The sequence below is a fragment of the Vibrio sp. YIC-376 genome (assembly GCF_052353105.1).
Lineage (GTDB): Bacteria > Pseudomonadota > Gammaproteobacteria > Enterobacterales > Vibrionaceae > Vibrio.
On record NZ_JBBWFK010000008.1, the window covers coordinates 54,970 to 68,399 of the forward strand.

The following is a 13,430-nucleotide window of genomic DNA, read 5'->3' on the forward strand; positions in this document are numbered from 1 at the left end:
ATTTTTAGCTATTCAAGTGTGCCCTTTTCTCATCGGTTAGTATCCACTTACTGATTTTTTTTATTTCGTAAGTTATCCACAAGTCATCCCAAACATGTACCTTGATCAATCCGAGCAATAGCACTATCTTGTAATCCGCAAACAATTGAACCCCTATATATTGTGTTTAAGCTACAATATGTAGATAGACTTCGATCACAAAGCCACCGCAAGATTTAAATGTTTTGCATATAAATAGACAAAAACACGGCTTTAATCAGTTTTCTTAGGGAAATAAAGCAGAATGAACCAACAACTCACTGTCACCAAGCGTGATGGCCGTAAAGAAATTATCGATCTGGACAAAATTCACCGCGTTATCACATGGGCTGCAGAAGGCCTAAGTAACGTTTCCGTCTCTCAGGTAGAATTGCGCGCTCACATCCAGTTTTACGATGGTATTACGACGTCAGACATCCACGAGACTATCATTAAATCTGCCGCTGACCTGATTTCAGAAGAGACGCCAGATTACCAATACCTAGCAGCTCGTTTAGCAGTATTCCATCTACGTAAAAAAGCTTACGGCCAATATGAGCCACCTAAGCTGTATGATCACGTAGCTCGACTTGTTGACATGGGTAAGTACGACAAACACCTGCTAGAAGACTACACAAAAGCAGATCTAGAATTACTTGATTCGTACATCGACCACAAGCGCGACCTAAACTTCTCATATGCTGCCGTAAAGCAGCTGGAAGGTAAGTACTTTGTACAGAACCGTGTGTCGGGTCAAATCTACGAGAGTGCTCAGTTCCTGTACATTCTTGTGGCAGCATGTCTATTTGCTAAGTACCCAAAAGAGACGCGTCTTGATTACATCAAGCGTTTCTACGATGCGACGTCTACATTCCAGATTTCGCTACCTACGCCAATTATGTCTGGTGTACGTACGCCTACCCGTCAGTTCAGCTCATGTGTACTGATTGAGTGTGGTGATAGCCTGGACTCTATCAACGCGACGGCGAGCTCAATTGTTCGTTACGTATCTCAACGCGCAGGTATCGGTATTAACGCGGGTCGTATCCGTGCTCTAGGTTCGGAAATCCGTGGTGGCGAAGCATTCCACACAGGTTGTATTCCGTTCTACAAGTACTTCCAAACTGCTGTTAAGTGCTGTTCACAAGGTGGCGTGCGTGGCGGTGCTGCGACTGTGTTCTACCCAATGTGGCACGGTGAAGCACGTTCCCTGATGGTACTTAAGAACAACCGTGGTGTTGAAGAAAACCGTGTTCGTCATATGGACTACGGTGTACAACTGAATAAACTGATGTACCAACGCCTTGTTGAAGGTGGCAACATCACGCTATTCTCACCTTCAGACGTACCAGGCCTATACGATGCATTCTTCGAAAACCAAGCGGAATTCGAACGCCTATACGTGAAGTACGAGAATGATCCTTCAATTAAGAAGGAAACGGTAAGAGCGGTCGAAATGTTCTCGCTACTGATGCAAGAACGCGCTTCAACAGGCCGTATTTACATTCAGAACGTTGATCACTGTAACACTCACAGCCCATTCGACTCTGAAGTAGCACCAGTTCGTCAGTCTAACCTATGTCTGGAAATTGCACTTCCAACAAAACCACTGACTAACGTTGAAGACGATTCAGGTGAAATAGCACTGTGTACGCTTTCTGCGTTTAACCTAGGTGCAATTACGTCTCTTGATGATTTCGAAGAGCTTTCTGATCTGGTTGTTCGTGCTCTGGATGCACTATTGGATTACCAAGATTACCCACTACCGGCAGCATACAAATCGACAATGAACCGTCGTACTTTGGGTGTTGGTGTTATCAACTTTGCTTACTACTTAGCGAAGAATGGTGTGAAATACTCTGATGGTAGCGCAAATGGTCTGACTCACCGTACGTTTGAAGCAATGCAGTACTACCTATTAAAGGCGTCGGTAGCATTAGCAAAAGAACAAGGTAAATGTCCTTTGTTCCATGAAACAAACTACGCGAAAGGCCTACTGCCAATCGATACGTACAAGAAAGACATCGACCTGATTTGTGACGAAGCGCTGCACTACGACTGGGACAGCCTACGTAAAGAGATCATGGAACATGGCCTACGTAACTCAACATTGACTGCGCTAATGCCTTCTGAGACCTCTTCTCAGATCTCTAACGCGACAAACGGTATTGAGCCACCACGTGGTTACGTGTCTGTAAAAGCGTCAAAAGACGGTATCCTGAAGCAAGTTGTGCCAGAATTTACTGAGCTGAAAGATAACTACGAGCTACTTTGGAACATCGGTTCCAACGACGGTTACCTTCACCTTGTCGGTATCATGCAGAAGTTCGTAGACCAAGCTATCTCAGCGAACACAAACTACGATCCATCGCGCTACGAGACAGGTAAGGTACCAATGAAGAAACTTCTGCAAGACCTACTTACTGCGTACAAGTTTGGTGTAAAAACCCTTTACTACCATAACACTCGTGATGGTGCTAAGGATGAACAGAAAGACGCAGTTCAGCCGGAAGAAGACGATTGTGCAGGCGGCGGTTGTAAGATTTAATTTTCACCACCCAGGCAACCCGTAGAAACAGAATATCGAACACCTCCCCTCCTTGTGGGGAGGTCTAAAAGGAATTGAGGCATCATGGCTTACAGTACTTTTAACCAGAACAAAAACGACCAACTAAAGGAACCAATGTTCTTGGGTCAATCCGTAAACGTTGCTCGTTACGACCAACAAAAATTCGAAATCTTCGAAAAGCTTATCGAAAAGCAGCTTTCTTTCTTCTGGCGTCCAGAAGAAGTTGACGTATCTAGCGACCGCATTGATTACAACAAGTTGCCAGATCATGAGAAGCATATCTTCATCTCTAACCTGAAGTACCAAACGCTTCTGGATTCAATCCAAGGACGCAGCCCGAACGTGGCATTGCTTCCTCTTGTTTCTCTGCCTGAGCTAGAAACGTGGATTGAAACTTGGTCGTTCTCTGAAACGATCCACTCTCGTTCGTACACGCACATTATTCGTAACATCGTGAACGACCCAGCTGTAGTATTTGATGACATCGTTGAAAACGAACACATCCTTAAGCGTGCAAAAGATATCGCGCACTACTACGACGATCTGATTCAAGCGACAAATGATTACCACCGCTACGGTGAGGGTGAGCACGTCATCAACGGTGAAATAGTTAAGGTAAGCCTTTACGATCTTAAGAAGAAACTGTACATCTGTCTGATGTCTGTGAATGCACTAGAAGCGATTCGTTTCTACGTAAGTTTCGCATGTTCATTCGCTTTCGCAGAGCGTGAGCTAATGGAAGGTAACGCGAAAATCATCAAACTGATTGCTCGTGATGAAGCGCTTCACTTAAACGGTACTCAACACATGATCAACCTGCTACGTAACGGTCAGGATGATTTCACTTTCATGCAAATCGCAGAAGAAGCAAAACAAGAGTGTTTTGAACTTTTCAAAGAAGCGGCAGAGCAAGAGAAAGAATGGGCAGAGTACCTGTTTAAAGACGGTTCAATGATCGGTCTAAACAAAGACATCCTGAGCCAATACGTAGAGTACATCACAAACATTCGTATGCAGGCTGTAGGTCTACCAGCCGCATACCCTAGCGCAACAAGCAACCCAATCCCATGGATTAATGCTTGGCTGTCTTCAGATAATGTTCAGGTTGCTCCTCAAGAGGCAGAAATTTCATCTTACTTAGTTGGTCAGATTGACAACGAAGTACACGAAGACGACTTTGAAGGATTTGAACTGTAATGCCGACAATTAAAATCAACAAACTCGTCAGCATTGAATCCAACCCTTCAAATACGATTTTGGAGACCATGGAAAAGGCAGGTCTGCTACCGGAATATAACTGTCGTGATGGCCACTGCGGGGCATGTCGCTGCACATTAGAATCTGGTGAGATTGAGTATGTTGGTTTTAAGATGGCTTACACGGAAGGCGATGAAATATTGCCTTGTATCTGTAAAGCAAAATCAAGTGTGACACTCAGTCGTGTCAACTATGCGATGAAAGAAAAGCGCGCATAACGTCAGTTGAAAGACAAAGTGTTCTCAAAGCCAAGGTAGATACCTTGGCTTTTTGTTTGTTGGGATTAACGCTTTAATACAATTAGCACACTCCTAAAGTGCGCTGCCTGGGATGTGCATCTCTTTGACTTTTTCTAAGAACATATAGTGAGCAAACATCGGTTTACGTTCCAGATAACGACGTAACAGATCAAGCGCTGCAGTACTAATAACTTTAACCTGATCATCTCGCTGATATTTTCGAGATAATTTGTATAAAACGCCCCATTCCCCCGCAGGCGTCGAAAGAGCAATAGAAAATACACCCTCTTCAATTTTACCGGTCACCAACGCCAAGTCTGCCCGACACTTTTCGCGGGTCGCACCAGCTAGGGCAAACGCAGCGGCCAGAGGGTCGCCATCGTCTTTAAGAGCTTCGCTTTTACCCGACAATACCCAGCTGTGACTAAGCTGCTGTTCAGCATTTTCGTCACCGTTCAGCCAGTAAGTCAAATACCCTGCACTGCTCTTTTCTGATACCGCCAGCGTTAGTTTCTCCGCCTTCAATAACTGACCAACATGCTCAACCATTGGCAGGTCTACACTAACTGTATTTGTCTCCAGATGTTGGTTCATCAACTGCATTATCTTTGATCGCTGCTCGAACTGGTCTGTCGGTCCAAACAGTTTCACTTCGATGAAAGGTAAATAGGATCGATAGCCAAGTTCATAACCTTGTGGCAACTTAATCGGGTCTAATTTGTCTGAAATTCCAGATTCTGAAAGGCCAAATGTGTAAATACGGCTACACGAGGAACCTTGAACGTCTGGAAAAGAACGTTTCAGATCAGGTAAAATCTGCGTTTCTGCCATCAGCTTAAATTCACTGGGTACACCAGGCGTAAAATAGAAAACCGCGTCGTTAATCAACATCTTAAAACCACAGGCAGTACCGATTGGGTTATCTAGTATTTGAGCAGTTTCAGGTAGCATAGCTTGTTTAAGGTTACTATCTGGCATAGGTTTGCCACGTCGCGCATACATGCTCTCTAACTGTTCCAGCCATTCCTTAAACAGCACCAACTTACAATCAGCTGCTTTTGCTGCTGCCGCGGCACTCAAGTCATCAGTTGTCGGGCCTAGGCCACCATTGACGATAACCACATCATTATTGAAACTGAGCATCAAGAACTCTTCAATCAAACTGGAAAGTTTATCTCCAACCGTCGAACGTTTTGTTAAGCCAAATCCTTGCTGATAAAACAAACTGGACAACCAAGCAGCATTTGTATCAACGATATCCCCGTGAAGGACTTCTTCTCCGGTACTAAGCATTGCTATTTTCACAACTGACTCCTGAACATGAACGCAATTCTATTTTTTGTACGCTGCGCCCACATCGTTTTCTGTTTATTGAATAAATCACTAATTTTATTTGGATAATACACAAATAGCTTCAAGGGAAGTGCTTCATAGAAATCTCTACGTTTGAACATACCGTAAGCCTCTGAATCCTTAACAATGAAACCATTTGTGTATAATTTAAGATCAAGTATTTAAATGGTTTTTCTTTTAGGGGATAATTGTGCACTAGATCATCAAACCTTTGATTCGGAGACCTTGTGTCAAAATCATCCATGTTTAAGAAGACTCTGGCTGGACTGTGTCTTGTGACGACAACGGTTGCAAACGCAAACCAATACGATATGACCAGCCATAGTGAGTTTTCTTACGCGCCAGATTGTCTTTCAGGTTACTGTGAAACGACTAACCTGTACACCTTCGAAGCACAAAATCGTAAGTTTGCTTTTGAAGAGAGTGAGGATGATTCTTTACAACTTGACGCAGGGCTTCAGCCTAAACATCTCATTGTTCCTAAGGACAAAGATTGGGATTACCTGATGGGTCAAACCTATACCATTCTTGGGTTAAGTATCGCGACTGTCGGTTTGATGACATTCCTGCCAGAAAGCATTACTAAGTGGGATGAAGAAGACCGCGATATGAGTAAGCTGGGCAAAAAATGGAAAGACAATGTCTCCGATGGCCCGGTTTGGGATCGAGATGAACATGTCCTTAACTATGTCATGCACCCCTATTTTGGTGGCGTATACTATACCGCTGCTCGCCATGCTGGTTACAACGAATTCGAGTCTTTCCTGTACTCCACCACTATGTCTGCATTCTTCTGGGAGTATGGCGTAGAAGCTTTCGCTGAAGTTCCATCCTGGCAAGATCTTTTCATCACTCCATTCTTTGGCGCGGTAGTTGGTGAAATGATGGTAACTGCAGAGCAAGACATCCTGGCAAACGGCGGGGAGGTATTAGGCTCAGAGATGGTAGGCGGGGTGTCACTGTTCTTCCTTAATCCTGTCGGCCATGTTCACTATTGGGTCTCAGAAGCATGGGGTGGTAGCGCTGAGCTTCAATTTAACTCATCACCTTGGTTTGGGAATCAAGACGTAGCCAAATTCGCAATGAATGCTGGAGCAGGTTACGACTCTCAGTTCTATGGCGTCGAATTAAAAGTTACGTTCTAAACTCAAGAAAATCTAAAGCAGCCGAATGGCTGTTTTTTTGTGGCTCAAAGTTGGTTTTAGATATTTGTGTCGAGAATAAGCTAGAAAAATTGACCTTCATCAAACTTATCCCTCCCCTAACACCTACACTAAATAAAAGGATTTATTCCAATAACTTAAGCGCTACGTAATCCCGTGCCGCGTCCAAACCTTTTTCAGGAGGGGACCATATGAACACTGTGTTTATCGTCAATTTTGTTGGTCAAGCATCGCCTGCGACCATTAAAGAACTCGCTGCCATTACCCATGAAAATGGCGGTAAATGGTTAATCAGTAAAGTCAATTTTATTGAAGACCAAGTCGCAGGTGTGATTAAAATTGAGTTACCAAAAGAAAAAGCCGACATCGTCAAAGAGGCATTCTCTACTTGTCAGACTCTTGTCGTTAAGTTCGTAGATTCAGAGCCGTATTCTCATAGTGCAGACACTATCTTCCAGCTAAGGCTTGATGCCAATGACAGAGCAGGTATCGTCAATGAGATAACTCATGTGCTTGATGCTCAGGGAATTTCTATTTTAGATATGGATTGCCAACGCGTGTTTATCGCTGGCGGTGGCGGCGTCAGCTCAAGCCTGTTTAGCGCAAAAATCGCGATTAAACTACCTAGTGAAATGGAAATAGAAGATGTCGCGAATGAGCTTGAAGCATTGAGCGAAGACACACGCGTAATCATAGAAGAATAAATGCCATCATTTTCTCATGTTAAAAGAGCAGCCTTAGCTGCTCTTTTTTCGATGAGGTGAAGTTAAATCACTCGCTTAATTTAGCGGCACGCTTATTTAACCGACCATTGTGACAATGAACGTTTAAAGTCTGAGTAATCAAACTCGTTTAGCTTTTGAATCTCACCGTTTGAACGCTCGCAATAAACAGATGGCATACGCAGGCCGTTAAACCAGTTTAGTTTCACCATCGTGTAACCCGCACTGTCCAGAATATGCAGACGCTGACCAATTTCTAATGGCTGTTCAAAGGTCGCCACGCAGAATTGGTCGCCAGCAAGACATGAACATGAACCGACTACGTATTCGTGCTCGCCTTTTTCTGAAGCTTCAAGAATAGAAGCAGGTTCATTGTAAATTAGCGTGTCTAGACGGTGTGCTTCGGTCGCCGAGTCAACAATTGCCGTTTTCTTCACGTTCTCTACGATATCTACCACAGTTACGACCAGGTCAGTCGTCTTCGTGATGATCGCTTCGCCAGGCTCAAGGTACATTTGTACACCGTGCTTTTCAGAGAAAGCTTTTAGTGCAAGGCCTAGCTTTTCAATATCGTAACCAGGCCAAGTGAAGAACACGCCACCGCCCATGCTAACCCAATCTAGCTTATTCAGATATTCACCGAACTGTTCAGAGATTGCATCCAACAGACTAATAAACGCGTCTACATCTTTGTTCTCACAGTTCATGTGGAACATCACACCATCAATACCGTCAAAGACTTCTGGTTTGATGTGATCTGCTTGAACACCAAGGCGTGAGAATTGACGTGCAGGGTTTGCTAAGTCCTGGCCCGCGTAACTTACGCCCGGGTTTAGACGAAGACCAATCGACGCTTTGCCTTCAACGATATGGCGGTAAGCTGCAAGCTGAGACTGAGAGTTAAAGATCATCTTGTCGCAGATATCGGCCACTTCACGTACATCATCTTCACTGTAGCCAACGCTGTATGCGTGAGTTTCGCCACCAAACGTTTCGTAACCAAGTTTTACTTCGAACGGGCCAGAACTTGTCGTACCGTCCAAATAAGGTTTGATGATGTCGAAGACACCCCAGGTTGAAAAACATTTAAGTGCAAGAACCAGCTTCACACCTGAGATTTCTTTTAGCTGCTTCGCTTTCTCTAGGTTCGCAATCAGCTTGTCTTCATTAATCATGAAGTACGGAGTTTTTAGTTCGTTGTGTCGCATTTTATTACCTTGAGTGAGGCCACTCTAAAATCGAACAAAGCCGACGCTTACGCATCGGCTTAATAATTACAGAAATATAAACCGTCATTTCCGATAACGAAGAAAGAGTGTGTTGCGGCATCTCTTGCTTATGACTAAGAGATTCCTTATCACGCTCGCTCCTCGTTATACAGAATGGCGCAATGTTATTATTTCAACTTATGGATCACAGGCTGCCCTGGTACTAGCTCCTGAACATGCCAGTCTAAACCGATAGATGGCATTGTCTCCAGGAACGGATCAGGATCTAACTGTTCCATGTTGAACACACCTTTATCTGCCCACATGCCATGGAAGAACTGTAATGCCGCAGTGATCGCTGGTACACCTGTAGTGTAAGAAATCGCTTGGTGCTCTACGTCTTCGTATGCAACTTCGTGGTCCGCATTGTTGTAGATAAATACACTGCGTTCTTTGCCATCTTTCTTGCCTTGTACCCAGGTACCGATACAAGTTAGGCCAGTATAGCCTGGTGCTAGAGACGTTGGGTCAGGCAGCAGCGCTTTAAGTACGTGCAGTGGTTGTACAACAGTACCATCTTGTAGTGTTAGCGGATCTGGGTTCAAGAGGCCAATATCACGCATAACATTAAAATAGTTTAGGTAGCGGTCACCGAAGCCCATCCAAAACTCAATACGTTTAGCTGGGATAAACTCTTTCATAGAACGAACTTCGTCGTGAGCCATAGAGTAAACTTTATGCGTACCACAGTTCGGGAAATCGAACTCTAACATACGAGAGTGGCATGGCACTTGTTTCCAAGCGCCATTTTCCCAGTAGTAAGAGTCACCTTGGATCTCTAGCATATTAGTTTCTGGGTCAAAGTTTGTAGCAAACTTCTTACCGTGATCACCAGCGTTAACGTCCATTACATCGATTGTATCGATTTCATCGAACAAGTGCTTTACTGCATAAGCCGCAAATACAGACACTACGCCTGGATCGAAACCAGCGCCTAAAATACCAGTGATACCCGCTTCTTCAAACTTTTCACGGTAGCCCCACTGCCAGTCGTAAGCCTGAGGGACTTGCTGACCTTCAGAACAAAGGTCTACCGCTACTGATGTATCTAGGTATGAAACTTTTGCTTGGTAACACGCTTCCATGATTGGCATATTTACCCATGGAGGACCTGCGTTGATCACAAGGTCTGGTTTCACTTCTTTAATAAGAGCAACAAGAGAATCTACGTCGTCAGCATTTACTGCTCGAGCTTCTAGTTTCTTAGTTGAATCTTTCAGATTGTTTTTCTTCTGAATAGATTCGATGATCTTCTCACACTTACCTATGGTACGTGATGCGATAGTGATATCACCCAGAACGTCGTTGTTTTGTGCTGCTTTATGTGCAACTACCCAGCCAACGCCGCCTGCACCAATCTGTAGAATTGCCATAGTTTTTCCGTTACCTCCTTTAGACTAGCTCTACCGCTAGCGTTTGGATTTTTGAGAATAAAGATTCAAAATCCGATGCCGTTAAACACGGGTTCAAAATCGTAAGCTTAAGTGCGGTTTTGCCGTCAACAATGGTTTCACCCAATACTGCGACACCGCGAGTCAGCGCTTCTAAACGCAGCGCTTTATTTAGTTCGTCGAGGTCAGCTGAGTCATGCGTTGCACGGAACAGAACCGTCGACAGTGATGGTTCTGCTAACAACTCAAAGTGATCGTTGTTACGAACCATGTCCGCTACTTCAAGCGTTTGAGCCAACAAATGGTCGTACATATCGCCTAATGCTTTCGGTCCCACGTTTTGCATTGTCATGAAAACTTTTAGGGCATCAAAACGCTTAGTCGTAGCGATAGATTTGTCGACAAGGTTTGGTAGCTCATCGTGCTCACGGTTCAAGTAATCTGCATGATGTAGAAGGAACTTCAAGTTCGACTTGTCATTGACAAGAAGTGCACCACAGCTGATTGTTTGGTAGAACAATTTGTGGAAATCAACACTGATAGACTGAGCACGCTCAACACCTTTCAGGCGAGGTTTGTGACTGCTTAGAATCAACGCACCACCGTACGCGCCATCAACATGCATCCACATATCATGTTTTGCAGCCATATCCGCGATGAAGTCTAAATCATCGATCGCACCGTGGTCAGTTGTACCTGCTGTACCAACGATCGCGAAAGGAATCAAACCTTCTGCTTTTGCCTGTGTTAACACTTCATCCAGCTTAGTCACATCCATAGTGCCGTCTGAATTAGCATCAACCGTCATCACTGCTTTTTCACCAAGTCCCATCCAAGATGCTGACTTTTGAACAGTGAAGTGTGATTTCTTCGAACACACAATGCGTAGTTTGTCTGCGTACTCAGGAAGACCTAGCTTCTGAATTGAATGAGAACTTAATTTGTCCGCGATCCAATCACGTGCCAGCATCAAGCCCATCTGGTTACTTTGAGTACCGCCGCTAGTGAAAATACCGTCAGCTTTCTCACCCAGCTCGTACTTGTCGCACAGCCAGTTCACCACTTTTTGCTCAACATAAGTCGCAGATGAAGACTGATCCCAAGAGTCCATTGACTGGTTCAATGCCGCGATCATCGTTTCTGCCGCAATTGCAGGCATCAGTGGAGGCGTGTGTAAATGAGCAATACAGTCTGGGTGTTGAGTGAAGATAGAGTTCTTCGCTACTAACTCAGCTGCCTCATCAATCACCTCTTTTAGTGGCGCGTTTTTGTTGTCTAGATCAACAGCGTAAATTGCTTCTTCCAGCGCTTTAGGATCCATACCTGAATATGGTGCGTTCACTTGCTCAAACACAGATTTCATTGCAGCTGTTGCGTGATTCATTACAGACGCAAATTCAGTGCTGCCAAACTCACCAGTGTGAATGAAGTGCTTTTTCCACTCTTCTTGTGGTGAAGCTTCAACATGACTACCGCCAGCAGCAAGAATCGCTTCTTCAAGTACACGTAGAGCAAAGTCAATTTGTTCAAACGAGATAATCAGTGGAGGAAGGAAACGAATAACAGAACCTTCACGGCCACCCTTCTCAACCATCAAACCACGCTCTAGTGCCGCACGTTGAATAGCAAGAGTCAATTGACCATCAGCAACAGGCTCACCGAACTTATTCAGTGCACCGTTAGGATTCTTGATTTCAACACCAAGCATCAAGCCCTTACCACGAACTTCTGCGATACAGTTAACACGTTTCTGAATACCTTCAAGACCAAAACGTAGGTACTGGCCAGCAATGTTTGCATGCTCAACAAGGTTGTCACGTTGGATAATCTCAAGGGCCTTCGCACCACTTACCATCGCAAGCTGGTTACCACGGAAAGTACCAGTGTGTTCGCCTGGTTTCCACGTATCGTGCTGCTTGTTGATCACAAGAAGCGACATAGGCATACCGCCACCGATCGCTTTAGACAAACACAATACGTCTGGAACGATACCCGCTTCTTCGAAAGCAAAGTTGTAACCAGTTTTACCAACACCACATTGGATTTCGTCGAAGATTAACAGAATGCCGTGCTCATCACAGATACGACGTAGCTCTTGTAGCCAGAAAGCAGGAGCTGGGATTACACCACCTTCACCTTGCACCGGCTCAACGATGATAGCAGCAGGCTTCATGATACCTGCTTCGTCGTCGTTCAATAGACGTTCGATATAACGAATGCTTGCTTTCGCACCCTCGTCACCGCCTAGGCCAAACGGACAGCGTAAGTTGTATGGGTAAGGCATAAAATGCACGTCTGACATTAAGCCAGTACGACGCGCCTTAGTACCTAGGTTACCCATCATACCCATTGTGCCATTCGTCATACCATGGTATGCGCCACGAAACGCAAACATGGTGTTACGACCTGTAGTTTGTTTCGCCAGTTTGATAGCGGCTTCTACCGCATCAGCACCAGATGGACCACAGAATTGAATTACGCAGTTATCACCCAATTCTTCAGGAAGAAACGACTTCACAGACTTAATAAAATGGGTTTTCGCTGACGTCGCAATATCAAGAGTCTGGTAAGGCAAACCAGAATCTAACTGATCTTTTAACGCTTGATTGATTTCTGGATGGTTGTAACCCAATGCCAGCGTACCCGCACCCGCAAGGCAATCCAAAAAGATCTGGCCTCGTGTATCTTCTACCAAGCAACCAAAAGCTTGTTTAATCGCAATCGGCAAACGGCGAGGATAAGAACGAACCTGAGATTCATGTTCAGCCTGATCAAGAAGAACTTGATCTGGAGTTAAGTCGTACGTTCCCTCAACAACTGGAACCTGAGATGAAAAAATGTTTGCGATAGTGTTATCGACTTCAAAGGCAGTGGTCATACTAGGTAATCCCTTGAAATATAAAAGTTACCATCCTGAACTAATCGTCATTTGAATTGAGTTGCAGGAGAAATAAGTAAACCTCCGCATTTGTCATTTCTTAAAACGACAAATACAGATAATCCTGTCACGAGATTCGTGACTTCTAACCGTGCTGGGGCGTAATCAAGGTTCCGTAATGCACCTGTTTTGTAGAACAGGACATTTCGGCAGTATGAAGCTGATTAGTGTGTGTTTGTTCAAAGGTTTCAATGTTGGGTTTCCCATTAACATGCTGCCGTTACAGCATTAGTATCCCGTCTATCAACAAATGGCTTTGCCGATACCTACCCTACGTAATGTCACAATCAGCCTGAATGTTCACTACGCGTATCCCCCAGAGAACAACCGTCATAAAATAAGCTCCGAGATTGCGCGCGAATTTATCACAAAATAAATTCTTCTGGCAATGATTTTTGATAATTGATTCACTCTTCTCAATAACATTTATTCAGCTTCAAATCGTATCTAACCGAGTCTTGTTGCGAATCCAGTAAATCGGCTTTATACCCTGGGACGCTCAATACTCTGAT

General features: G+C 44.4%; 9 protein-coding genes. 5 read left to right on the forward strand and 4 right to left on the reverse strand.

The genetic code is table 11. The features are described from left to right. Window positions 1–283 precede the first annotated feature (283 nt). From nrdA to WJM94_RS15850, 3 genes are all read left to right on the forward strand, one after another. The gene (nrdA, locus tag WJM94_RS15840) at window positions 284–2,566 is read left to right on the forward strand and encodes a class 1a ribonucleoside-diphosphate reductase subunit alpha (RefSeq protein ID WP_444495162.1); all 2,283 of its coding nucleotides are present in this window, start codon (window positions 284–286) and stop codon (window positions 2,564–2,566) included. A gap of 84 nt (window positions 2,567–2,650) precedes the next feature. Beyond that, entirely contained in the window at window positions 2,651–3,784 is a 1,134-nt protein-coding gene (nrdB, locus tag WJM94_RS15845; RefSeq protein WP_444495163.1) for a class Ia ribonucleoside-diphosphate reductase subunit beta, read from the forward strand. After that, complete coding sequence (locus WJM94_RS15850) at window positions 3,784–4,062, forward strand: 2Fe-2S iron-sulfur cluster-binding protein (protein WP_444495164.1); 279 nt, start codon at window positions 3,784–3,786, stop codon at window positions 4,060–4,062. Before nrdB ends, WJM94_RS15850 begins: the two co-directional genes overlap by 1 nt. Before the next feature lie 93 nt (window positions 4,063–4,155). On the opposite strand, the gene WJM94_RS15855 is transcribed toward WJM94_RS15850, so the two are convergent. Beyond that, window positions 4,156–5,388 carry a CinA family nicotinamide mononucleotide deamidase-related protein gene (locus WJM94_RS15855; protein ID WP_444495165.1) on the reverse strand — a complete coding sequence of 411 codons (1,233 nt, stop codon included), beginning with the start codon at window positions 5,386–5,388 and terminating at the stop codon, window positions 4,156–4,158. 290 nt (window positions 5,389–5,678) lie between these two features. On the opposite strand from WJM94_RS15855, the gene WJM94_RS15860 reads away from it, so the two are divergent. Together WJM94_RS15860 and WJM94_RS15865 are read left to right on the forward strand one after the other, a co-directional pair. Beyond that, window positions 5,679–6,581: a DUF3943 domain-containing protein gene (locus tag WJM94_RS15860; RefSeq protein WP_444495356.1), complete on the forward strand. Its 903-nt coding sequence runs from the start codon at window positions 5,679–5,681 to the stop codon at window positions 6,579–6,581. 209 nt (window positions 6,582–6,790) lie between these two features. Further along, the gene (locus WJM94_RS15865; protein WP_444495166.1) at window positions 6,791–7,303 is read left to right on the forward strand and encodes a glycine cleavage system protein R; all 513 of its coding nucleotides are present in this window, start codon (window positions 6,791–6,793) and stop codon (window positions 7,301–7,303) included. A gap of 92 nt (window positions 7,304–7,395) precedes the next feature. On the opposite strand, the gene nspC is transcribed toward WJM94_RS15865, so the two are convergent. The 3 genes from nspC to WJM94_RS15880 all read right to left on the reverse strand — a co-directional run bounded on the left by nspC (window position 7,396) and on the right by WJM94_RS15880 (window position 12,858). Continuing rightward, a complete protein-coding gene (gene nspC / locus WJM94_RS15870; RefSeq protein WP_444495167.1) occupies window positions 7,396–8,529 on the reverse strand; it encodes a carboxynorspermidine decarboxylase in 1,134 nt (377 codons plus the stop codon). A gap of 188 nt (window positions 8,530–8,717) precedes the next feature. Beyond that, a complete protein-coding gene (locus tag WJM94_RS15875) occupies window positions 8,718–9,962 on the reverse strand; it encodes a carboxynorspermidine synthase (protein WP_444495168.1) in 1,245 nt (414 codons plus the stop codon). 19 nt (window positions 9,963–9,981) lie between these two features. Further along, window positions 9,982–12,858: a pyridoxal phosphate-dependent class III aminotransferase gene (locus WJM94_RS15880; RefSeq protein ID WP_444495169.1), complete on the reverse strand. Its 2,877-nt coding sequence runs from the start codon at window positions 12,856–12,858 to the stop codon at window positions 9,982–9,984. Window positions 12,859–13,430: the final 572 nt, after the last annotated feature.

Excerpts from the sequence above, each read along its gene's own strand:
- nspC (WP_444495167.1), bottom strand. The coding sequence starts at position 8,529 with ATGCGACACAACGAACTAAAAACTCCGTACTTCATGATTAATGAAGAC.
- WJM94_RS15875 (WP_444495168.1), bottom strand. The coding sequence starts at position 9,962 with ATGGCAATTCTACAGATTGGTGCAGGCGGCGTTGGCTGGGTAGTTGCA.
- nrdB (WP_444495163.1), top strand. The coding sequence starts at position 2,651 with ATGGCTTACAGTACTTTTAACCAGAACAAAAACGACCAACTAAAGGAA.
- nrdA (WP_444495162.1), top strand. The coding sequence starts at position 284 with ATGAACCAACAACTCACTGTCACCAAGCGTGATGGCCGTAAAGAAATT.
- WJM94_RS15850 (WP_444495164.1), top strand. The coding sequence starts at position 3,784 with ATGCCGACAATTAAAATCAACAAACTCGTCAGCATTGAATCCAACCCT.
- WJM94_RS15880 (WP_444495169.1), bottom strand. The coding sequence starts at position 12,858 with ATGACCACTGCCTTTGAAGTCGATAACACTATCGCAAACATTTTTTCA.
- WJM94_RS15860 (WP_444495356.1), top strand. The coding sequence starts at position 5,679 with ATGTTTAAGAAGACTCTGGCTGGACTGTGTCTTGTGACGACAACGGTT.
- WJM94_RS15865 (WP_444495166.1), top strand. The coding sequence starts at position 6,791 with ATGAACACTGTGTTTATCGTCAATTTTGTTGGTCAAGCATCGCCTGCG.